This window comes from Pseudarthrobacter sp. J47 (assembly GCF_049810315.1).
Classification (GTDB): domain Bacteria; phylum Actinomycetota; class Actinomycetes; order Actinomycetales; family Micrococcaceae; genus Arthrobacter.
The window spans coordinates 15,104-35,476 of sequence record NZ_CP187358.1; the positions used below are offsets into that span (position 1 = coordinate 15,104).

20 protein-coding genes and 1 tRNA gene are annotated in these 20,373 nt (G+C 64.2%); 9 read left to right on the forward strand and 12 right to left on the reverse strand.

Annotated features, from left to right (window positions below; translation table 11 throughout):
- The first annotated feature begins 86 nt into the window (after positions 1 to 86).
- From ACPJW8_RS00075 to ACPJW8_RS00085, 3 genes are all read left to right on the forward strand, one after another.
- Positions 87 to 632 (forward strand): peptidylprolyl isomerase, encoded by a 546-nt coding sequence (locus ACPJW8_RS00075; protein WP_330188930.1) that lies wholly within the window; start codon positions 87 to 89, stop codon positions 630 to 632.
- Positions 633 to 641: 9 nt separating this feature from the next.
- Complete coding sequence (locus ACPJW8_RS00080) at positions 642 to 1,520, forward strand: rhomboid family intramembrane serine protease (protein ID WP_330188931.1); 879 nt, start codon at positions 642 to 644, stop codon at positions 1,518 to 1,520.
- Between the two features lie 537 nt (positions 1,521 to 2,057).
- On the forward strand, positions 2,058 to 2,501 hold the full coding sequence (locus ACPJW8_RS00085; protein WP_330188932.1) for a carboxymuconolactone decarboxylase family protein: 444 nt from the start codon (positions 2,058 to 2,060) through the stop codon (positions 2,499 to 2,501).
- Positions 2,502 to 2,690: 189 nt separating this feature from the next.
- Here ACPJW8_RS00085 and ACPJW8_RS00090 read toward each other — a convergent pair whose 3' ends face one another.
- Positions 2,691 to 3,305, reverse strand: coding sequence for a DNA-3-methyladenine glycosylase I (locus ACPJW8_RS00090; RefSeq protein ID WP_330188933.1), 615 nt, complete (start codon positions 3,303 to 3,305; stop codon positions 2,691 to 2,693).
- A 69-nt stretch (positions 3,306 to 3,374) separates the two neighbouring features.
- Here ACPJW8_RS00090 and ACPJW8_RS00095 point away from each other — a divergent pair, with 69 nt between their 5' ends.
- Entirely contained in the window at positions 3,375 to 4,499 is a 1,125-nt protein-coding gene (locus ACPJW8_RS00095) for an alpha/beta hydrolase (RefSeq protein ID WP_330188934.1), read from the forward strand.
- Between the two features lie 3 nt (positions 4,500 to 4,502).
- On the opposite strand, the gene ACPJW8_RS00100 is transcribed toward ACPJW8_RS00095, so the two are convergent.
- Positions 4,503 to 4,757: a cell division protein CrgA gene (locus ACPJW8_RS00100; protein WP_330188935.1), complete on the reverse strand. Its 255-nt coding sequence runs from the start codon at positions 4,755 to 4,757 to the stop codon at positions 4,503 to 4,505.
- Positions 4,758 to 4,954: 197 nt separating this feature from the next.
- Here ACPJW8_RS00100 and ACPJW8_RS00105 point away from each other — a divergent pair, with 197 nt between their 5' ends.
- The 3 genes from ACPJW8_RS00105 to ACPJW8_RS00115 are packed head-to-tail and all read left to right on the forward strand — an operon-like array spanning position 4,955 to position 6,572.
- The gene (locus ACPJW8_RS00105; RefSeq protein ID WP_425256488.1) at positions 4,955 to 5,761 is read left to right on the forward strand and encodes a class E sortase; all 807 of its coding nucleotides are present in this window, start codon (positions 4,955 to 4,957) and stop codon (positions 5,759 to 5,761) included.
- Between the two features lie 44 nt (positions 5,762 to 5,805).
- Complete coding sequence (locus ACPJW8_RS00110; protein WP_330189012.1) at positions 5,806 to 5,934, forward strand: hypothetical protein; 129 nt, start codon at positions 5,806 to 5,808, stop codon at positions 5,932 to 5,934.
- Positions 5,931 to 6,572 (forward strand): aminodeoxychorismate/anthranilate synthase component II, encoded by a 642-nt coding sequence (locus tag ACPJW8_RS00115; protein ID WP_330188936.1) that lies wholly within the window; start codon positions 5,931 to 5,933, stop codon positions 6,570 to 6,572. Before ACPJW8_RS00110 ends, ACPJW8_RS00115 begins: the two co-directional genes overlap by 4 nt.
- A gap of 21 nt (positions 6,573 to 6,593) precedes the next feature.
- Here the strand turns inward: ACPJW8_RS00115 and pknB are convergent, their stop codons facing one another.
- From pknB to ACPJW8_RS00150, 7 genes are read right to left on the reverse strand one after another with little or no spacing between them, the layout of a single operon-like run.
- Positions 6,594 to 8,585: a Stk1 family PASTA domain-containing Ser/Thr kinase gene (gene pknB, locus ACPJW8_RS00120; protein ID WP_330188937.1), complete on the reverse strand. Its 1,992-nt coding sequence runs from the start codon at positions 8,583 to 8,585 to the stop codon at positions 6,594 to 6,596.
- A 17-nt stretch (positions 8,586 to 8,602) separates the two neighbouring features.
- The gene (locus ACPJW8_RS00125) at positions 8,603 to 10,327 is read right to left on the reverse strand and encodes a serine/threonine protein kinase (RefSeq protein WP_330188938.1); all 1,725 of its coding nucleotides are present in this window, start codon (positions 10,325 to 10,327) and stop codon (positions 8,603 to 8,605) included.
- Positions 10,324 to 11,781, reverse strand: a complete 1,458-nt coding sequence (locus ACPJW8_RS00130) for a penicillin-binding protein 2 (protein ID WP_330188939.1) — start codon at positions 11,779 to 11,781, stop codon at positions 10,324 to 10,326. Before ACPJW8_RS00130 ends, ACPJW8_RS00125 begins: the two co-directional genes overlap by 4 nt.
- Positions 11,778 to 13,163, reverse strand: coding sequence for an FtsW/RodA/SpoVE family cell cycle protein (locus ACPJW8_RS00135; RefSeq protein WP_330188940.1), 1,386 nt, complete (start codon positions 13,161 to 13,163; stop codon positions 11,778 to 11,780). Before ACPJW8_RS00135 ends, ACPJW8_RS00130 begins: the two co-directional genes overlap by 4 nt.
- Positions 13,160 to 14,788 carry a PP2C family serine/threonine-protein phosphatase gene (locus ACPJW8_RS00140; RefSeq protein WP_330188941.1) on the reverse strand — a complete coding sequence of 543 codons (1,629 nt, stop codon included), beginning with the start codon at positions 14,786 to 14,788 and terminating at the stop codon, positions 13,160 to 13,162. The genes ACPJW8_RS00135 and ACPJW8_RS00140 overlap by 4 nt, the downstream gene beginning before the upstream one ends.
- Positions 14,789 to 14,791: 3 nt before the next feature.
- Complete coding sequence (locus ACPJW8_RS00145) at positions 14,792 to 15,274, reverse strand: FHA domain-containing protein FhaB/FipA (RefSeq protein WP_425256489.1); 483 nt, start codon at positions 15,272 to 15,274, stop codon at positions 14,792 to 14,794.
- A gap of 5 nt (positions 15,275 to 15,279) precedes the next feature.
- The gene (locus ACPJW8_RS00150) at positions 15,280 to 16,020 is read right to left on the reverse strand and encodes a DUF3662 and FHA domain-containing protein (RefSeq protein ID WP_330188943.1); all 741 of its coding nucleotides are present in this window, start codon (positions 16,018 to 16,020) and stop codon (positions 15,280 to 15,282) included.
- A gap of 376 nt (positions 16,021 to 16,396) precedes the next feature.
- On the opposite strand from ACPJW8_RS00150, the gene ACPJW8_RS00155 reads away from it, so the two are divergent.
- A tRNA-Leu gene (locus tag ACPJW8_RS00155) sits at positions 16,397 to 16,479 on the forward strand.
- 78 nt (positions 16,480 to 16,557) lie between these two features.
- Here ACPJW8_RS00155 and ACPJW8_RS00160 read toward each other — a convergent pair.
- Entirely contained in the window at positions 16,558 to 17,268 is a 711-nt protein-coding gene (locus ACPJW8_RS00160) for a TetR/AcrR family transcriptional regulator (RefSeq protein ID WP_330188944.1), read from the reverse strand.
- Positions 17,269 to 17,408: 140 nt separating this feature from the next.
- On the opposite strand from ACPJW8_RS00160, the gene ACPJW8_RS00165 reads away from it, so the two are divergent.
- Complete coding sequence (locus ACPJW8_RS00165) at positions 17,409 to 18,803, forward strand: NAD(P)/FAD-dependent oxidoreductase (protein WP_330188945.1); 1,395 nt, start codon at positions 17,409 to 17,411, stop codon at positions 18,801 to 18,803.
- Positions 18,804 to 19,507: 704 nt separating this feature from the next.
- Here ACPJW8_RS00165 and ACPJW8_RS00170 read toward each other — a convergent pair.
- Positions 19,508 to 19,777 carry a hypothetical protein gene (locus ACPJW8_RS00170; protein ID WP_330188946.1) on the reverse strand — a complete coding sequence of 90 codons (270 nt, stop codon included), beginning with the start codon at positions 19,775 to 19,777 and terminating at the stop codon, positions 19,508 to 19,510.
- A 181-nt stretch (positions 19,778 to 19,958) separates the two neighbouring features.
- On the reverse strand, positions 19,959 to 20,363 hold the full coding sequence (locus ACPJW8_RS00175; protein WP_330188947.1) for a DUF5997 family protein: 405 nt from the start codon (positions 20,361 to 20,363) through the stop codon (positions 19,959 to 19,961).
- Positions 20,364 to 20,373 lie beyond the last annotated feature (10 nt).

Sequence of the window (20,373 nt, forward strand, 5' to 3'; positions counted from 1 at the left end):
GCCGTGTATTCACAGCGGATTTCACCTAGCGCGGAACTGGGCCGTGCACCGTGGACGCGTTGACGGTGCATGGAAGAATAAAGGGCATGACTGCAAACGCAACTGCCAAAGCAACCATCCACACGAGCCTCGGCGACATCGTCGTCAACCTCTTCGGCAACCACGCCCCGAAGACGGTCAAGAACTTCGTCGGCCTCGCCACCGGTGAGCAGGCCTGGACGCACCCGGAGACCGGTGAGGACAAGACCGGCACCCCGCTGTACACCGGCACCATCTTCCACCGCATCATCAAGGACTTCATGATCCAGGGCGGCGATCCCCTGGGCCGCGGAATTGGCGGACCGGGCTACAAGTTCGACGACGAAATCCACCCCGAACTGACCTTCAACGCACCGTACAAGCTGGCCATGGCCAATGCCGGTATCCAGGGCGGCAAGGGCACCAACGGTTCACAGTTCTTCATCACCACCATCCCCACCGACTGGCTACAGGGCAAGCACAGCATCTTCGGTGAAGTTGCTGACGACGCCTCCAAGAAGGTTGTTGACGCCATTGAAGGCGTTAAGACCGGCATGGGAGACCGCCCGGTTGAAGATGTCACCATCACCGGCATCGACATCGAACAGCTCTAACCCCACCACATGAGCTATGGAATACCGGCGGCGGATCCGTCCGCCCAGATCCCGGTCTGCCCCCGCCACCCGGACCGCCCCTCGTACGTGCGCTGCCAGCGCTGCGGACGTCCGGCGTGCCCCGAGTGCCAGCGGGCGGCCGCCGTCGGATTCCAATGCATTGACTGCGTTAACGAAACAAAACGTACGACGCCGGCAGTCCGGTCCGTGTATGGCGGTGCCGTAGCCACCGGCAAACCTGTGGTGACGTTCGGGATCATTGCCGCCTGCGCGCTCCTCTTTGTCCTGCAGTGGATCATTCCCGCAGACGCCGTATTCCGGAACTTCGCCTTCGCCTCCGTGTACGCCACCACTGAGTTTGGCGCCTTCGAACCCTGGCGCATGCTGACGTCGGCTTTCCTCCACTCGCAGGGTTTCATCCTGCACATCGTCCTGAACATGTACATGCTGTGGATGTTCGGCCAGGCCCTGGAACCGCTGCTGGGCCGGGCCCGCTTCCTGGCCCTGTACCTCATTTCCGCCATCGGCGGCTCCGTTGGCTACCTGCTCCTGACCCCCATCCTTCCGCCCGGCGGACCAGTGGGCGTGGTGGGAGCCTCAGGTGCCATCTTTGGCCTCTTCGGAGCCATGCTGGTGGTCCAGCGCCACCGCGGCGGCGAAACGAAGCAGCTGTGGATCCTCATCGCTATCAACGGCGTGATCGGTTTTATGGTCCCTTCCATCGCCTGGCAGGCACACCTTGGCGGCCTCATCACGGGCGGACTCTGCGCAGCCGTTATTGCCTACGCGCCACGCGGACCCCGCCGCACGCTCTACCAGGCTGCCGGTCTTGTCCTGGTCGTGGCGCTGCTGGCAGTAGCGAGCGTCCTGCGGGTTTCGGCCGGCTGAGCAGCCGCCCCGCTTTTTCGCCGTTTCCCTTGTTGGTTCCGGCTTCCCGGTGGTCCCCAGTACTGCCTGACGCACCCCTTGTTTTCCACAGGCATTATCCACAGTGTTGGTAACTTACACCGGTGTAGTTCCCTGCGAAGGCACCGTCCCGGCCCGGTTTCCGGCGCATTCCTGCCTCGTGGATGCCTGTATTCCCAAGGATTTCCACACCAGTGGACAAAGAAATTAACAGTCGCTGTGGGAATGTGGAAAACTCGGCCATTCCGCGCCCATCTGTGGATAACTATGGCGTAACTGCCGTCCCACGGTGGATTGCCAGTTCTCAGGGCGGGATTTCAACAGGGTTATTCACATTGTTAATAACTACAGGTGTGTAACTCAGATAGCCTCAGTACCTGCCGCTGTGCGGCAGGGCGGCTATGAGTCGGTAGTCTGGACACGGTTTATCCCCATCTGTGGATAAGTTGTGGGTAGCGTGATGTGCGTAAGTGGATAACGAAGGGACCAGCTGTGGCGAACGCCAAGGAACATGTCTTTATGGACAAGCAGCACCCAGCCGTCTGGCGGGCCATGAACGGACTAGGGCTGAAGGTCAAGGAAGCCGCCACGGAGGTGGGATTCACCAGGGCCCTCATCGAGCTCATCAATGTCCGCATTTCCCAGATCAACGGCTGCGCTTTCTGCCTGGACATGCATGTGAAGGACGCCATCAAGCAGGGCGTGGGCGTACAGCAACTGGCCGTGTTGCCTGCCTGGCGTGAGACCGAGCTGTTCACGGACAAAGAACGCGCCGTGCTCGCCCTCGCGGAGTGCATTACGGGGCTTCCCCACCCTGCGGTACGGGAACACGAAGAAGCGTTCGCCCGCCGCTACCTCAGCAATGAGGAATTTTCCGTTGCCGCGTGGCTCGCGATCACCATCAACGCCTTTAACAGGGTTTCCATCACCAGCCACCACCCCGTCAAGCCGGACAAGGCCTAGCGGATAGTTGATACGGGCCCAAGCCCACGTTTTACACAGGCTTTTCCACACTGTTGGTAACTTACACCGGTGTAGTGCACCGGTGGCTTACTCGTTCAAACACTGGCTAGTGGGCCTGTTGGCTAGCGCGTCGAAGCAAAGTTGTTCAGTCCTGTGGATAACTTTCCCAACAGCTGTGGACTAAGCGGGCTACGAGCCGAGGTCCGCGCTCCAGACGCCTGAGGTTCCGCGCCGGTGGCTGCCCACCACGTGGGTGTCCACCATGCCGATTGCTTCCATCAGGGCGAACATGGTGGTGGGCCCAACAAACGCGAAGCCCTTCTTGCGCAGGGCCTTGGACAGCGCGATGGACTCCGGAGACTGGGTAGGGATGTCCGCGTGGCTCAGTGGCACGGGTGTTGACTGCGGCTGGAATCCCCAGACAAACGCGGCCAGCCCGCCTTCCTCCCGCAGCCGAAGGGTTGCCTGCGCATTGGTGATGGTAGCCCGGATTTTCAACCGGTTGCGGACGATCCCGGCATCCTGGAGCAGCCGTTCAACATCAGCCTCGTTGAAGAGGGCCACGACCTCAGGGTCGAAGCCGGCAAACGCCGCACGGAAAGCGGGACGCTTGCGCAGGATGGTGGCCCAGGACAATCCGGCCTGGAAGCCTTCCAGGGAAATCCTCTCGTAGACGCCCTGCTCATCGCGGACCGGCATTCCCCACTCGGTGTCGTAATACTCACGCAGCAATGGGTCCACGGATGCCCATGGCGGGCGGGCCAGGCCGTCGTCGCCAGTCACGAGGTGTTCTGCTGCAGGCATGAAGGTTCCGTTCCACTTATCCGGGTAAGCAAGGGCAGGCACCCTGCAAGCTGTCTGTACCATTCATTCATGGGGACCCTACACCGCACCACTGACTTCGCTGCCACACGGCCAAAATTCCGGAGCCTGGCCCGGCTGGGCGTAGGAGGAGCCATAGCTGCCGCCGGTGCGGCCGCGCTTCGCAGCCCCTGGCCGGCGGCCCTCGCCATCAGGGCAGTCTTCGCCCAGGGCGCCCGGAAGACCGTTGCCGAGATGGAACCGTTCGTACCTGCTGACGGAGTGATCGAGCACCTCGGGATCCCCTACCTCAGCCACCGTCGTGACGGAGCCGGCAACAGAATCCCGGGGCGGTTTGGACGGCCGCCAGTGATGGACATTTTCCTGCCTGAAAGATCCGGTCCTGGTGATGCCGGGGAAAGCCGGTTGCTCCCTGCAGTGGTCTGGATCCATGGCGGCGCCTGGCTTTCGGGCTCCTCCACGGATGTGGCACCGTACCTGAGGATGCTGGCTGCCCAGGGGTACGCCGCCGTCGGGCTTAACTACTCCATTGCGCCCGGAAGCCGATACCCGACGGCGGCAGCCCAGTTGAACAGCGCCCTCGCCTACCTGACGGCACACGCCGGAGAGTACGGGCTGGACGCAGGCCGGCTTGTCCTCGCCGGCGATTCCGCCGGGGCGCAGTTGGCCAGCCAGCTCGCAGCGATGGCCACGAATCCCGCATATGCCCGTCAGGTGGGAATCACACCCGGGATTGACGGGCACCAGTTGCGCGGCGTGCTTCTGCACTGCGGTGTTTACGATCTTGAGGCGCTCTCCCGGGCCACGGGAATTGTTGGCTGGGGTTTCAAGACGGCTTTGTGGGCCTACGCCGGGAAGAAGGACTGGTCAGGCACGCCGGCGGCCAGGGACATGTCCACGGTCAACCACGTAACGGCGGATTTCCCGGCGGCCTTCATCTCCGGCGGCAACGGAGACGGCCTCACCAAGGAACAGTCGCAGCCTCTGGCCCGCAAACTCCGCGCGCTGGGAGTCCCCGTGACCGAGCTTTTCTGGGAAGACGGGCACGTTCCCGCGCTGCCCCACGAATACCAGTTCCACCTGCAGTACGCGGAGGCACACCAGGCACTTGAGGACTCGCTGGCATTCCTTAAATCGGTAACCGGGCAGGCAGCACGGGTCACCGGCATGGGATGAGGTCTAGGACCGCCAGCGTGTGGTCATCATAAAACCGATGATGGCGATGCCGAAGCCGGCCACAATGTTCCAGGAGCCCCATGCCTGGACCGGGAAACGGCCTTCAGTGATGTAGAACGTGATGATCCAGAGCAGGCCAAGGATCATCAGGCCAAACATTACCGGCTTGAACCAGATGGGGTTCGGCTTGTACGTGCTGCCTGCGGGAGTGGCTTGGGTGGCGGCAGTTGCCTTCTTGCGCGGCTTGGATTCGGGCACGGGATCTCCTGGCGGCTGGACTCAAATGGCTGACCTCAGCTTGGTATCCTGCAACAAGGATCATTGCCGGGTGTCCGCGCTGGTCAGGTTGTACTGTTCTAGCTGCCAATTCTAGCTGGACTTGTACGGCCCGCCGGTCCGCGCAGGCCCAACGTGAAGGAGCATCAGTGGGGCAGGACGAAGCTCAGGTGGGCGCCCTGCCTTCCGCCGCGCGTCCAGCGGCCCGCCATGGCGGTATCCTCCGCGGCATCGTCCAAGTCGCCGGTGAACTCCTGATCACTGCCGGGGTCATCCTTCTGCTTTTTATTGCCTGGCAGCTGTGGTGGACCAACGTTGAATCCGACGCGCGGCAGAACGAGGTCATCAAGGAGTTTGCCCAGGAGCTGGATGGCCGGTTGCCTCCCATCAATGGTGGCGACGGCCAAAACGGCGGCGGAACGGATCCCGGCTCCGGGGGCGGCGGGACTCCTGTGGACTACGGCGAACCGGTGGTCTCGCCCGCTCCCCTTGAGGCCGGGACGATTGGGCTCGTCTACATTCCACGGTTCGGACCGAACTACACCCGTCCCGTGGTGGAAGGAACCAGCCAGCCAGTCCTGGATACCCTGGGGCTGGGACATTACAGCACGACGTCGATGCCCGGGGCCGTGGGGAACTTCGCCGTCGCGGGGCACCGCCAGACGCATGGTGCTGTGCTGGACAACATCCACACGCTGGTGCCAGGCGACAGGATCTACATACAGACCCGCGATGGGTTCTATATATACGTCTTCCGGAATACAGAGATTGTGTTGCCTTCGCGCATTGATGTCCTACTGCCGGTGCCCACCCAACCCGGGGTGACGCCGTCGGAAAGCATCTTCACCATGACCAGCTGCAACCCGCGGTTCGGCGACCAGGAGCGGATCATCGCCTATTCGGTACTGGAAAGCTGGCAGCCGCTGTCCGCCGGAGTGCCCCGCGAAATAGCCAGGCAAGTAAGCACCGCGCTGGGGATGGGATAATCATGTATGGATGGATTTTCCGGCATCTGCCAGGGCCCTTGTGGGTGCGTATCCTCATCGCCCTGGTCCTGGTCGCGGCGGCACTGGCGCTGATGGTCCAGTTCCTGTTCCCGTGGATGTCACAGCTCACCCCGTTCACCGACTCAACGATTGGTTCCCCACCCCAGCCATGACCACAACAAAAATCCTGGTGATTGATAACTACGACAGCTTCGTCTACACCCTTGTGGGGTACCTGCAGGAGCTGGGCGCAGAAACCACAGTGGTGCGCAACGACGACGTCACCCTCGCCGAGGCGATCGAACTGGCAGGCTCACGCGATGGCATCCTCGTCTCGCCCGGGCCCGGTACGCCCGCCGAAGCCGGCGTCTGCATCGAGCTCATCAAGTGGTGCGGGGAATCAAGCACGCCCATGTTCGGCGTTTGCCTGGGGCACCAGGCACTGGCCGAAGCCTACGGCGGAACGGTGACCCACGCCCCGGAACTCATGCACGGCAAGACCTCGCCCGTGGAGCACCACGGCACCAGCGTCTTCGAGGGCCTGCCCTCCCCCATCACGGCCACGCGCTACCACTCGCTGGCTGCCGTCCGCAGCACCATCCCGGACGTCCTGGAGATCACCGCGGAGACGGCGTCGGGCGTGGTGATGGGCCTGCGGCACCGCAAGGCACCGCTGTGCGGCGTGCAGTTCCATCCGGAGTCGGTGCTCACCGAAGGGGGCTACCAGATGCTGGGCAACTGGCTTGAGTCCCTGGGCATGGCCGGTGCAGCGGAACGGGCCGCGAAGCTCAGCCCGCTCATCCAGCACTAGCGCCCATCGGCACCAGGGCTGTCAGTCAGCCTTCTTAGGACCAGGTGTGGGCTGTTCCTTGGGAGGCGTGGGCGGGTCCTTCGGCGTCTCGGACGGGGCAGGCGGTGGCGGCGGTGCAGGAGCCTTGGCCACGGTGAGGGTAATGGTCCTGCCCGGCTCAACTTCGGCGTTGGGTGGATCGCTTTGGGCGGTCACCACGCCGGCCTGCACTTGGCTGTTCTCCACCTCGTTAACTGCGGCTGCCAGGTTCAGCTCCTTCAGGGCCGCCTCAGCCTCCTCGCGGGTGCGCCCCACAAGGTCAGGCATGGCCACCTTGCCGGTGGAGACCACGAGTTCCACCTTGGTGCCCACAGCCACCGTCTGGCCGGCGCCGGGGTTAGTGGAGATGACCATTCCCACCGGAACCGTGGGGCTGTGGGCGCGGGTGGTTCCATCGCCACCGGCCAGGCCGCTTTGGCGCAGAAGGTCGCGGGCGGCGGCCTCGGTCATGCCTACCAGCCCCTCCGGAACCTTGACGGAACTGGGACCTTCGGAAATGTTCAACACCACCTCTGCGTCCCGTTCAAGGACGGCCCCCTCGTCGGGTTCAGTGCCGATCGCCAGTCCCTTGGCCACCGTGGGGTGCTGGACCCGGTTGATGGTAGGCCGCAGATCGGCGTCGTAAAGCTTCTGCAGGGCTGCGGACTCGGTGAGTGATTCCACAGACGGAACCGAAACCGTGGCAATGACGGCCTGCGGTGCATTCACCACGCTGTTCAGCCACAAACCTGCCCCGGTCAGGATCAACAGGGTGAAAATGACCAGTGTGGCAATCCATGTACGACGGCGGGACTTCTGCGGCTGCGTGCGCTCCCGTTCCGGAGGCAAACCCAGGGGCATGTCGTTCTGGTCGACCGAATCGTAGGCGGCGGCCAGCGGCGCAATCGCCGTGGCGTCATCGGCGTCGTCGGTGACCTCGCTGCTTTGGCCGCTTCGCCATGTTCCGGGACGGTCGTCAAGGAAACTGGCACCGGTCAGCGCAAACGCCTCGGTGGCCGGGCCCGGGTCCGCAGCAGCAACGTGGTGGTGCGGATCCGTGGCGGCTTCCCCGGCAGACGGAGCAGGAACCGGGACGCCGTTCCGGGCAGCACGGAGGGCGCGCTGGAACGCTGCGGCGTCGGCAAAGCGGTCCGTGCGCCTCTTTTGCAGTGCCTTGGTCAGAACGCTGTCCAGGGCAGCCGTAACCTCGGGGTTGTGGGCAGCGGCAGGTTCGGCAATTTCCCGTACATGCTGGTAGGCAACAGAGACGGGACTGTCACCGACGAACGGCGGCCTTCCGGTCAGAAGTTCATAGAGCAGGCAGCCGGCCGAATACAGATCGCTCCGTGCGTCAACCGTTTCGCCCAGGGCCTGTTCAGGTGAGAGGTACTGCGCCGTGCCCACCACGGCCTGGGTCTGGGTCATGGTGGCTGCGGAATCAGCCATGGCCCTGGCAATACCGAAGTCCATCACCTTCACGCCGTTGTCAGTGCCGCACACCATCACGTTGGCGGGCTTGATGTCGCGGTGGACAATCCCTGCCTTGTGGCTGTACTCCAGGGCTGACAGCACGCCCAGGGTGTAGTCGATGGCCTGGTCAAGTGAAACCTCGCCCGCCCGAATGAGATCGCGCAGCGTCTGGCCGGGAACATACTCCATCACGATGAACGGCAACCGCACCGAGTCCTCTGAAGTGGGATCCTCCGCATGTTCACCGGTGTCGTAGATGGACACAATCGACGCATGGTTCAAGGCGGCCACAGCCTGGGCTTCACGCTTGAACCTCGCCTGGAACTGCGGATCCCTGGCGAGGTCCGGACGGAGGAGTTTCACGGCCACGGTGCGGCCCAGACGGGTATCTGTTCCGCGGTAGACATCAGCCATGCCGCCGCGCCCCAGCAGCTCACCGAGTTCGTAGCGGCCGTTCAGGACACGCCGGTTGGCCACCGGGACAGTGTCATCGCGGTGCGACGGAGTACGGGGTGAATCGCTCATGGGGTTCCTGGACGCTGCTAACCGAGTACCCGGCAGGTAGGCGGCGCGCCGGGAAGCTGGCCACTGGTGCAGGCCGGCATGGTGGTGGGGCCGGTGGCCTGGGGTGCCGTTGGGGTGGTCTCCTCCGGTTCAGGTTCCTCTTCCGGTTCCGTGGTGGCCGGAGGCGGCGGGGCCGTAGCGTAGGTAATGGTGACGACTGTTCCCGGGTCCACCTGGCCTACGGGATCGATCTCCACCACAGTGCCCGGCGTGGCAGTAGCGTCTTCCCGGGTGGCGAGCCTGACCTGGAGGTTCTGCATCGCGAGCTCGTTCTGGACGATGCGGTAGTCACGCCCAAGGTAGGCCGCCGGGTTGATGTTGATCTTGCCAACGGTCTCGGTGGGCGTGGGCGTTGACTGCGTCTGGGTCTGGGTAGGCGTCTGTGACGCTGTGGTGGCCCGGGTAGTCGCAGCGGTGGTCCGGCTCGCCGTGGTGGTTTCGCTGGACGTGGGATCCCCGGAAGGGAAGAGGCTGGACTGGCTCAGGAAGTAGCCGATCAGCGCGAAGATGATGAGCAGGATGAGGGCCACCAGCGGCCACGTCCAGGGGCTCCGGCCACGCTTCTCCGGCTCGTCCACGGGTTCGTCGGGCTGGTCGTTCGGCTCCCAGGGCCGTTCTGCTGCCAAAGCGTCAGCGCGCGAGAGGGTGTTTGCCCTGGTGGCGTCCGGCGAGGCGGCAGCAGCAGCTGATGCAGCACCGGCTGCCGCGACCCCGGCACCGGCCGCACCGAGTACCGGCAGGGCGGAGGTCGCCGTCGTGGTCCGTTCCTGGTCCTGGCCGATCACTCCGGTGGGTGCCGTGGGGATGTCCACGGGGGCGGTGATGGGACCGGTGACTGCTTCGAACAGGAGCATGCCGGGAACCGCTGCGTGCGCTGCGTCGATGTCCCCGCGGCGGATGGCTTCGGCGGCCTCGGACAGCTTGATCGCGTTGGCCGGCCGGTTCTTGGGATCCTTGGCCAGCATGGACATCAGGAGGGCGCGGACGGGCCGGGGCAGGGTTTCCGGCAGCGGCGGTGGAGCGTCGTTCACCTGTGCCAGCGCGATGGCAATCTGCGATTCGCCGGAGAACGGCCGGTGCCCGGTGAGGCACTCATAGCCGATGACACCCAGCGAGTAGATGTCCGACGATCCCGTGGCGGTCTGGCCGGTGGCCTGTTCCGGGGCGAGGTACTGGGCGGTGCCCATCACCTGGCCGGTCTGGGTGAGCGGGACCTGGTCTGCGAGCCGGGCGATGCCGAAGTCCGTGACCTTGACCTTGTTGTCAGGGGTGATCAGCAGGTTCCCCGGCTTGATATCGCGGTGCACCAGGCCCTGCTCGTGGGCGGCGGAGAGCGCACGGGCGGTTTGGGCGATCATGGAGAGGGTGCGGTCCGGCGAGAGTACCTGTTCGTGCTCGATGATGCTGCTCAACGGCTGGCCGGGCACCAGTTCCATCACCAGGTAGGCGGAACCTTCCTCCTCGCCGTAGTCAAAGACGTTGGCGATTCCGGGGTGGTTCAGCAGGGCGGTGTGGCGGGCTTCGGCACGGAAGCGCTGCAAGAAGCCCGGGTCACCGGTGTATTCCTCCTTGAGGACCTTAATGGCCACGATGCGGCCCAGAATGAGGTCCTTGGCCTTCCAGACCTCGCCCATTCCGCCGATCGCAATCCTCGTGGTCAGCTGGAATCTGCCGCCGAGGGTGATTCCCGATGTAGGCCTCACTTATTCAACACCGCCTCAAAAATCTTCTTCGCGTTCGGACTGGTTAGCTGTGCTCCGGTGGTGATGTCTACGCCTTCCATGACGATAGTGACAGCCACCTGGGGATTGTTTGCGGGGGCAAACCCGGTAAACCATGAATTGTTGGTGCCATCGCCCAGTTCCGCGGTTCCGGTCTTGCCGGCCACCTGGACACCGTTGACGGCTGCACCGTTGGCAATGCCTTCACTGACCGCACTGGCCATCCACTCGGTGATCTGCCGGGCGATGTCCGGCGTGGTTGACGTGCGGAGCTGGCTGGGCTGCGGTTCGTCGAGCAACCGGAGGTCCGGTGACCGTACGGCCTTGACCAGGTTGGGGCTCATCTGGACTCCGTCGTTGGCGATGGCGGAGGTCATCTGGTTGATCTGCAGCGGCGTGGCACGGACATCCCGCTGCCCGATTACCGACTGTGCCAGGGCCGCGGCGTCCAGGGGTTCGGTGGGGAAGGAACTGCGTGCATAAGGCAGTTTCAGCTGGTCGCCCATGCCTTCGCCAAAGCCGAACTTGCGGGCCTGGTCCGCGATGGCATCCTGGCCCAGGTCCCGGGCGATGGCGGCGAACGGTGTGTTGCAGGACTGCTGGAGGGCGAAGGCGAACGACGCCGTGTCCCGGGTATAGCAGTTTCCGCCGGCATAGTTGGGGAGCGTGTACTGGATGCCCGGGAAGGTCATCTGGGCCGGGTTTTCCAGCACGCTGTCCGCGTTGTACTTCCCTGAGCTGAGTGCTGCCGCAACGTCCACCAGCTTGAAGACCGAACCGGGCGCCAGCAATGCGCCGGTGGGTCCGCTGACCGACTGGTTGAGGTTGACCCCGGGGATCTTGTTGATTTCGGCGTAATTGGCGGCCTCAGCCGTGCCGTCCTGCGTGGCAATCAGGTTGGGGTTGTAGGACGGTTTGGAGACCATGGCCAGGATGTCACCGGTGGTGGGGTTGCTGACGACGATTGAGCCGCGCTGGCCATCGGGAATGAGGTCATAGGCCAGCTGCTGGATGGCGGGGTCCACGGTAAGTTCCACTGAGGCGCCCTGCGGCTGGTTGCCCAGGAACAGCTGCCCGATGCGGTCCAGGAACAGCTGGTCCGAGCTGCCTGTGAGGACGTCATTCATGGAAAATTCGAGCCCGGTGGCCCCGTAGCTGCGGGAGAAATACCCCGTCAGCCCGGCGTAGAGCTCAGGCTGGTTGTAGGTGCGCTGGAACCCGCATGAATCCGATCCCTCGACGGACTCGGCGATGGGCGTTCCGGCAACAAGGATGGAACCGCGGTCGTTGCAGTAGCTCTGCAGCAGTGCCCGGGTGTTCAGCGGGTTGGTGTTGAGATCGTCTGCGCCGATCACCTGGACATAGCTGAGGGCACCGAAGATCAGCGCGAACATGGCGATCGCTGCGATCCAGGAATTGCGGATGGCCTGGTTCACTGGTTCTTCACCGCCTCAGTGGTTGCTGCCGTTTTGGTCCCCGTTGTGTCCTGTCCCGGAGGCAGTGGCGTGGTGTCAACAGGCCCGCGCGCCGTATTGGAGATCATCAGCAGCAGGCCAACAATGATCCAGTTGGCCAGCAGCGAGGATCCGCCGGCGGCCATAAACGGCGTGGTGAGGCCGGTGAGCGGAATCAAACGGGTCACGCCGCCGATCACCACGAAGCACTGCAGGGCCAGCGCGAAGGACAATCCGCAGGCCAGGAGCTTGCCGAACGCGTCCCTGGTGCCAAGGGCTGCCCGGAATCCCCGGGTGAACAGCAGCAGGAACATCAGCAGGATGGCGAAGATGCCCACCAGGCCCAGTTCCTCGGCGAAGGACGCGATGATCATGTCACTGTTGGCAAACGGCACCAGGAAGGGCCTGCCCTGGCCCAGTCCGGTACCCATCAGGCCGCCGTTGGCCATGCCGAACAGGCCTTGAACCACCTGTCGGCTGCGTTCATACACTTCGGGGTCAAAGGCGTTCAGCCATCCGTCGATCCGGAGCGCAACATGGGGGAAGATCTGGCCAGCCACGAGTCCGCCGCCCACCAGCAGCCCCACACCGATCAGCACCCAGCTGATCCGGCTGGTGGCCACATAGATCATGACGATGAAGAGGCCGAAGAAGAGGACCGACGAGCCGAGGTCGCGCTGGAAAATCAGCACGCCGATGCTGACCAGCCAGGCGGCAATCATGGGTCCCATGTCCTTGAACCGCGGGAACTGCAGGGGGCCAACCTTGCGCCCGGCCAGCAGGATGAGATCCCGGTTGGAGGATAGATACCCGGCAAAGAATATGGCGAGCGTAATCTTGGCGACCTCGCCGGGCTGGAAGGTCATGCCGCCCAGGCTGATCCAGACGCGCGCACCCAGGATTTCACCTGCGGTGATGCCCGGGATCAGCGGCAGGATCAGGAGGACAGCACTGACCGCCAGTGAAATATAGGTGAACCGGCGCAGGATCCGGTGGTCCTTGAGGAACCAGATCACGGCAATCGCCACGGCCATGGCAACCAGCGTCCAGCGCAGCTGGTTGTTGCCCGTATCGCTTTCCGGCCCGTCCAAACGGTGGATCATTGCCAGTCCGAGGCCGTTCAGCGCCACCACAAGAGGAAGTATTACCGGATCGGCATACTTTGCACGGATTCGGAGAACCACGTGGAACACCAGGGATGCGACGGCCAGCAGGCTGGACTGGAACCAGAAGTCGCTGTCGAAGGAGGCGGGATCGTCGATGCCCACCATGGCGCTGGCGCCGATGCCAACGGCAAGCGCCAGGATCAGCAGGACCAGTTCAACGTTGCGGCGCGGTTTGGGCACGGCGGCGATCTGCGTCATGGTGTACCCCCGCAGCTAGGAGTGGCTGTTGGCGATGGTGACGGTACCGGTGATGTGGCTGCCGCCGCCGCGGTCTCCGTCGCAACAGGCGTTCCCGTGGTGGCGGCAGGGCTGGGCGAAGGCGGCAGGCATTCGTCCTCGGGCGAGGTAACGCCGGTGGTCTTGAGGTTCTGCACAATCCGCTGGGCATCGTAAAGGTCGCGTGCAGGCACCGTTTGGCGGACCCGCTGCTGCGAGAAGGCCGGCAGTGAATCCATGGGAATCTCCGTCACGGACTCGAGCGTGGACAGCTGGAAGGGACCCAGCCGTTGCGACACACCATTGAAAATGGCCACCTTGGAATCGTGCTCGCCAATGTAGTACCGCGTCTGTGTCCAGGCGTAGCCAAGCCAGAGGCCCACGGTGAGGACCAGTAACAATGCCGCCGCGATGCTGAGCGTGACCCAGCGGCGGGGACGCCCCAGCATGGGATCGTCTTCCGCTTCCACAGGGGTGGAGGATTCGGCCTTGTGCGTCAGGACGGTGGCGGCCCGGCGGGCTACCGTGCGGCCGGCGATCGTGGGTATGGATCCCGTTTCCGCAGCGGTTGCGGCGGCGCCAACCAGGTCATGCGGGCGCGATTCCAGTTCCTCGCGCAGCACTTCAGCGGAGAGGTGTTCGCCGAGGTTTGGATCGGTGTTGGAATCGCTGCCGGCGGATGCGGGCTTGTCCGCGTCGGCTACGGTTCCGGCATCAGCCGCGTCAGCAGTTTCATTTGGGGGCGTGGCTTCAGAGGTGACGGCGTCGTCGTGGTCTTCCTTGGAAGCGGTCACCGCGGCCGGGACGATGTCCACTGCGGCTGTGCTGACGTCGTCGGACGTTTCCTGGGCGATTTCCACCATCACGACCGTGACGTTGTCCGGAGATCCCGCTTCCAGGGTGAGGTCAACCAGCTTTTCCACGCATTCGCGGAGGTCCTTTGTTTCCCGGACGGTCCGTTCGATCACATGGCCCGCAACGTAGTTCAGACCGTCCGAGCAGAGCAGCCAGCGTTCCCCGGGAACAACGTCCAGGACGTCCAGGTCCAGTTCGGGGCTGGCGTCCACGTCACCCAGGACCCGCATCAGCACGTTTTTGTGCGGGTGGGTTTCGGCTTCCTCCGGGCGGAGCCGGCCTTCGTCAATGAGGCGCTGGACGAACGTGTGGTCGGTGCTGACCTGTTCGAACTCGCCGTTACGGAGCCGGTAGGCACGGGAGTCTCCGATGTGCGCGAAGTGGAGTTTCCCCTCCGCCAGCAAGAGCGCCGTGACAGTGGTGCCCATGCCCGCGAGCTTGGGATTGATGTGGACGAGTTCTGACAGCAGGGAATTGGCCGTCTGGATTTCGTCGGCCAGGACGGTATCGGCATCCCCGTTGTAGTCGTCATGGTCGAGGTGGATCATGTCCAGGACGGTGGCGGCTGAAGCGACATCACCGCCGGCGTGGCCGCCCATGCCGTCCGCAACCACTGCGAGGTGGCGCCCGGCGTAGGCGGAGTCGTCATTCTTGGCCCGGATCCGGCCGACGTCGGAGCGGGCTGCATACCGCATGATCAGTGGCCGCTCGGGAAGGGAATGATCCTCGGCGGGCTGTTCCTGGGAGGCCATAGCCTACGGCCTCAATTCAATGACCGTCTTGCCGATCCTCACGGGAACACCGGGCTCCATGGGCTGGGCGCGGGTGAGCTGCTGGTCCGCCAGGTAGGTGCCGTTGGTGGACCCGAGGTCCTCGATAAACCAGCGGCTGCCCTGGGGGAACAGGCGGGCATGGCGTCCTGAGGCGTAATCGTCCTCGAGGACAAGCGTTGCTTCCTGCGCGCGGCCCAGGAGAATGGGGCTGGCGGCCAAGGGAATGGTGGTGCCCTTCAACGGGCCCTCAACCACAACAAGCTGCCGGGCCTGCTGGCGTGGCGGCGGCGGCGCGGCGTCCGCCAGTTCCGGATTCTTCCGGACCTCCCGCGCCGTGGGCGCTCCGGTGGCGGCCTTCCGTCCGATCATCAGGTCGCGCCGCATGGCGGAGACGATGCTGAAGATCAGGACCCAAAGGAGGATAAGGAAGCCAAAACGGAGAGCCGTTACCGTGAGGTCGCTGATTTCGTTCATGCACGGCCCCCGTTGCCCGCCGGAAGGAGGCGGAAAATGATCTTGGTGCGGCCCATGGTGATGGTGGAACCGTCCGTGAGTTCCATGCTACCGGCGACTTTGTGGCCGTTGACGTAACTGCCGTTGGTGGAGCCGAGGTCCACGGCGGTGCTGAAGCCGTTTTCCGTGCGGATTTCCAGGTGCTTGCGTGAGACGCCGGTATCGTCCACCATGATGTCCGCCTCGGAGGAGCGGCCAAGGACGATGGAGGCGGCGTTCAGGGAATAGCGCTGGCCGTCAATGTCCAGGACGGGCTGGAGGCGGGACGGCTGGCGGGTGGGCGCGGCGGGCACATTCGGACGGTGCGGGGCGGACCCGGCGCCTGAAGACTTCTCCGTCCGCGTAGTGATTTCAAAGTCGCCAGGACGCTGGCCTTCCTCGCGGAGGAAGGAAATGCGGACCGGACCCTGCAGCGTGTAACCCTGGCTGCGCACGTGGTTGATGACGACGTCGCAGAGTTCTTCCGCAAGCGGGGTTCCCCACTCCTGTGCGCGTTCGAAGTCCTCATCGCTGAGCCGGACATCAAAGACGTTGGGGGCAAGGGTTCGGCCTGCGGAAACAGTCAGCGCCTTGTGGTCCACCTCGCGGCGGAGGCGGCTGGCGATTTCAACAGGTTCCACGTGGGCTTTTGAACCGGTGGAGAAGACGCCGCGGACGGCTTTTTCGATGCCGCGCTCGACTTTGTCCAGCAAACCCATGGCCCTTCTCCTTTCCTTTTCGCTGCCTTACAACTGCGTACCGAACCTGCCGCGTGCGGCGGTCCTTGCCTGGTGCTCAACTTACTGTCCGGCGTGCCGGAAGCAGGCACTCCTACATCTGATACTACTGGCCGACCCCCTGAATGACCTTAATCCCCAACGTCCCGACCGGCCGAAAAGTTCGCCCTGGAGACGATTCAAAGCCCACGCAAAGCAGTATCCAAGGTGGCGCAGACAGTGCAAAACCATACCCGCAGGGCTCAATTGGCGTTTTGGCGTACATGTCCGTTATGCTTGATCTCGCTGCTTTTGCAGGGATGTGGTTCCGGAATCCGGGCCCATAACCATGTAGAAGAGGCAAGCAGTATGCATTTGCGCGCGAGTGGCGGAACGGCAGACGCGCTGGCTTCAGGTGCCAGTGTCCGAAAGGGCGTGGGGGTTCAAATCCCCCCTCGCGCACGCAATCGAAACACCCCGGTCTTCGGACCGGGGTGTTTTTCGTTTAAGCCCCAAGCCCCCGCCCTAAGCCCCGTACTTCTACCCGCGGAGCGCTCCGATCCCGGCGATCAGCGCTTCCAGGCCCAGGCTGAAGGCGACGTCGGCCGGCCGCTCATGCTGTTCTTCGGCCAGGCTGCGCACGGCAGCGGTGAATCCGGGGGTGGAGCCGGCCATGTTCCCGGAGTCGAAGATCTCTGCAGGAGCTGTGACGTCGTACGCGGAGCCGAAGATAAAGGACTCCAGGGCAACGATCGCCGGGACAATCCGGGCCTCGGGAATGCCGGCGTCCCGGAAGCCGGTGCTGACCACCTCGTACATCAGCAGCGTGCGGGGCGCGTCGGTCACGGGCAGCACGGCAATGACGGGGATCAGGGGGGTATGTGCGGCGAAGGCGTCCCGGTAGCTCCATGCCCAGGTTCGGACGGCTTCTTCCCAGGAGCCCGACTCGAAGCCGGAGACGTCCACGAGGGACATCAAGTGGTCCTCCACCAGTACCAGGACGTCGTGTTTGGATTCGACGTGGTTATAAAGGGCCGACGGCGCCACCTCCAGGGTGCGCGCCAGTGCTGCCATGGTGAGGCCGTCGTAGCCCTTGTTGCCGATGAGGTCCAGCGCGGCCTGGGTGATGCCGGTGAGGTCCAGGACTGCAGCACTGGGCCGTCCGGCGCGGCGCCGTTTGGCACCTGCGGGACTGCCGCCGTCGTCCGTGGTGGCTTTTTCTTTTCCAGCGCTGGCGCGTACTGCCGGCATAACGGGCCTTTCGATCGGTTCCCCAGCATTATTCCACCGCCTCTTCCGCGTCCGGGCGGTCGGGGCTATAGTGGCTATAAATGAATGGCATTCATTTAGTGGATTGCGTCACCGAGGATGCGTCCCACAGAGAGGACATCATGCTGAACCTTGAACGCGACGTGGTTATCGTCGGAGCCGGACCTTCCGGGCTGACGGCTGCCCGGCAGCTCAAGAAGGCCGGCCTGAGCGTGGCCGTCCTGGAAGCCCGCGACCGCGTGGGCGGACGGACCTGGACGGACACCATCGACGGCGCCATGCTGGAAATCGGTGGCCAATGGGTCTCACCTGACCAGACAGAACTCCTGGCATTGTTGGACGAGCTGGGCCTCCAGACCTACCCGCGCTACCGTGACGGCGAATCGGTCTACCTGGGCGCGGACGGCCGCCACCGCCGGTACACAGGCGACACCTTCCCGGTGGGCTCGGAGACCAAGGCGGAGATGGACAAACTGGTGGCCATCCTGGACGGCCTCGCCGCCGAGATCGGCGCGACGGAACCCTGGGCCCACCCCAAGGCCCGCGAGCTGGACACCATCTCCTTCCACCACTGGCTGCGGGCCAATTCAGCGGATGAGGAAGCCTGCCGCAACATTGGCCTCTTTATTGCCGGCGGCATGCTCACCAAGCCGGCCCACGCCTTCTCCGCGCTGCAGGCCGTGCTGATGGCCGCCTCAGCCGGCTCCTTTACCCACCTCACCGATGAGGACTTCATCCTGGACCGCCGCGTGGTGGGCGGCATGCAGCAGGTATCGCTCCTGCAGGCCGCTGAACTGGGTGACGATGTGATCCTGAACAGCCCGGTGCGGACCATCCGGTGGGAAGAAGCGGACGACGCCGGCACCGGGCACCGGGTAATGGTCACCTCCGATGCGGCAACAGTGCGTGCCGGGTTCGTAATCATGGCCGTGCCGCCGAACCTGTACTCACGCGTCTCCTTCGACCCGCCGCTGCCCCGACGCCAGCACCAGATGCACCAGCACCAGTCGCTGGGCCTGGTGATCAAGGTCCACGCCGTCTACAACACCCCGTTCTGGCGTGCGGACGGCCTCTCCGGCACCGGTTTTGGCGCCGACTCGTTGGTTCAGGAGGTCTACGACAACACCAACTTCGGCGATACCCGCGGCACGCTGGTGGGCTTTGTGTCCGATGAAAAGGCCGACGCCGTGTTCGAACTCAGTGCTGCCGACCGGAAGAAGGCCATCCTGGAATCGATAGCCGGCTTCCTGGGGGACAAGGCCCTCACGCCCGAGGTCTACTACGAATCCGACTGGGGTTCGGAGGAATGGACCCGCGGTGCTTACGCATCAAGCTACGACCTGGGTGGCCTGCACCGGTACGGCAAGGACCAGCACACGCCTGTTGGACCTATCTACTGGTGCTCTTCAGACCTCGCCGCCGAGGGCTACCAGCACGTGGACGGGGCCATCCGCATGGGCCGGAAGACGGCCGCCCGGATCCTGGAGGCTGCCCGGGTAGGCGCGCCTGTAGGTTAGGCCTGCCGGCGGCGGCTTCGGCCTGCCGCAGGGCGTGTTCCAGCCGGTCCACTGCCCGCGAGTAGTTCACTGGATCCGCCGAGGGATTCACCGCTTCGGCTGACCTGATGGCACGGATCAGCCGGGCGGTCTCGGGTTGGCGGACATCACACATGGCCGGGAAATCGATGGCCAGTCCCGGATCCAGTTCGTAGCGGCGCCAGGTGGCAATGGTCTCCTGGTGGCGCTGCACGGCAGTGTCCAGTCCGGCCAGGGCAGCCCGCCGGCGCCGGCGTTCAGTGCGCCAGGCCGCCAGTTGCGGATATTTCAGGTAGGCGCCGAAGCCCGCTACCGCACCCGCCACCGCTATGACCAGGCCAGCCACGGGAGAGGCGAGGGACGCCATGACCACGGCAGGAACAGCCACAGCGGCACCTGCAAAAAGGTCCCAGAAAAGCTGGTCACCGACGTCGTCCGCCTGATCTGCGTCCGGCTGCCCTGCACGGTGATGGCGCACTGCCAAGGACGTCGCGGCGGTGGCCAGGCACAGCACCAGGCCGCACGCCACGATGGGGAAGACTGCCGCCCCCTGGGCGATGAGATCGGAGAACATGGGCACCTCCAGCGCGTTGCCCTGCCCGTCCGCCAGGGCTGCTCCTTCTATTGCAGCCCCGGCGGCGGCGGTAGTCAATGGCAAGACACCAGCGCTATAGCCCTATACCGGTTTACACGGCGGCCGGATAGCTGGACAGGATGTAATCGGCGGCGGCCGGCCCGTGCATCCTGAGCTGGCTGTCATGCACCCTGATCCCGCACTGCGCCATTCCGGCGCGGAAAGCGGAATCAGAAGTGGGCTTAATGCCCTGGAGGAAGCACCAGCTGACATACAGCCCGTAGAGGCAGTCGGCACCCAAAGGCCTGTCCGTTTCCGGATCAGCGATGGTGGCTTCATTGAGGAAGGTTTGGAAATGCGAGAGGTCCATGAGTTGGCTCATTCCCGTTGTATGCAACTTGTGCGGCCGTTTTGCTACAGCAGCTGTACTGCTTCCGGTGGTGCATAACATCGAAAGTGGTCCGGGCCACAGCCGCGGACTATGTCCTTGAATCTACGCCAGCTTCTACTGCCTGTCCACCGGCGGCCCACGAAGCCTGGAGATGAGCCGACTCAGAGCCGACTCAGCGCCGGGCAGCCTTCTCTGCCTTGGCTGCTTTTGCTGCAGCTTCTTCCTTCACACGCTTGGCTTCTTCACGGACGGCGGCCTGCGTTGCACGCTCGGTGACCAGCCAGGCCGGGGGAGCCTGCAGCAGCGCGGTGATTTCCGCCGTCGTGAGTGCTTCCTCCACGCCGCCACGGGCCAGGCCGCTGATGGAGACGTTGAGCTTCTGCGCCACCACGGGGCGGGGGTGCGGGCCGTTGCGGCGGAGCTCGGCCAGCCACTCCGGCGGGTTGGCCTGGAGTTCAGCGAATTCCTCGCGGGTGATGGTTGAATCCTGGAACTCCTGCGGTGTTGCCGGCAGGTAGATCCCGAGCTTCTTCGCGACGGTGGCCGGTTTCATGGACTGGGAGTTAGCAGAGGTCATACATCAAGGG

What these genes read in the sequence shown, in the direction of transcription:
- pknB (WP_330188937.1), bottom strand. Translation starts at nt 8,585, where the DNA reads ATGAGCGATTCACCCCGTACTCCGTCGCACCGCGATGACACTGTCCCG.
- ACPJW8_RS00075 (WP_330188930.1), top strand. Translation starts at nt 87, where the DNA reads ATGACTGCAAACGCAACTGCCAAAGCAACCATCCACACGAGCCTCGGC.
- ACPJW8_RS00115 (WP_330188936.1), top strand. Translation starts at nt 5,931, where the DNA reads ATGACCACAACAAAAATCCTGGTGATTGATAACTACGACAGCTTCGTC.
- ACPJW8_RS00085 (WP_330188932.1), top strand. Translation starts at nt 2,058, where the DNA reads ATGGACAAGCAGCACCCAGCCGTCTGGCGGGCCATGAACGGACTAGGG.
- ACPJW8_RS00165 (WP_330188945.1), top strand. Translation starts at nt 17,409, where the DNA reads ATGCTGAACCTTGAACGCGACGTGGTTATCGTCGGAGCCGGACCTTCC.
- ACPJW8_RS00175 (WP_330188947.1), bottom strand. Translation starts at nt 20,363, where the DNA reads ATGACCTCTGCTAACTCCCAGTCCATGAAACCGGCCACCGTCGCGAAG.
- ACPJW8_RS00150 (WP_330188943.1), bottom strand. Translation starts at nt 16,020, where the DNA reads ATGGGTTTGCTGGACAAAGTCGAGCGCGGCATCGAAAAAGCCGTCCGC.
- ACPJW8_RS00170 (WP_330188946.1), bottom strand. Translation starts at nt 19,777, where the DNA reads ATGAGCCAACTCATGGACCTCTCGCATTTCCAAACCTTCCTCAATGAA.
- ACPJW8_RS00140 (WP_330188941.1), bottom strand. Translation starts at nt 14,788, where the DNA reads ATGGCCTCCCAGGAACAGCCCGCCGAGGATCATTCCCTTCCCGAGCGG.
- ACPJW8_RS00095 (WP_330188934.1), top strand. Translation starts at nt 3,375, where the DNA reads ATGGGGACCCTACACCGCACCACTGACTTCGCTGCCACACGGCCAAAA.
- ACPJW8_RS00090 (WP_330188933.1), bottom strand. Translation starts at nt 3,305, where the DNA reads ATGCCTGCAGCAGAACACCTCGTGACTGGCGACGACGGCCTGGCCCGC.
- ACPJW8_RS00160 (WP_330188944.1), bottom strand. Translation starts at nt 17,268, where the DNA reads ATGCCGGCAGTACGCGCCAGCGCTGGAAAAGAAAAAGCCACCACGGAC.
- ACPJW8_RS00135 (WP_330188940.1), bottom strand. Translation starts at nt 13,163, where the DNA reads ATGACGCAGATCGCCGCCGTGCCCAAACCGCGCCGCAACGTTGAACTG.
- ACPJW8_RS00080 (WP_330188931.1), top strand. Translation starts at nt 642, where the DNA reads ATGAGCTATGGAATACCGGCGGCGGATCCGTCCGCCCAGATCCCGGTC.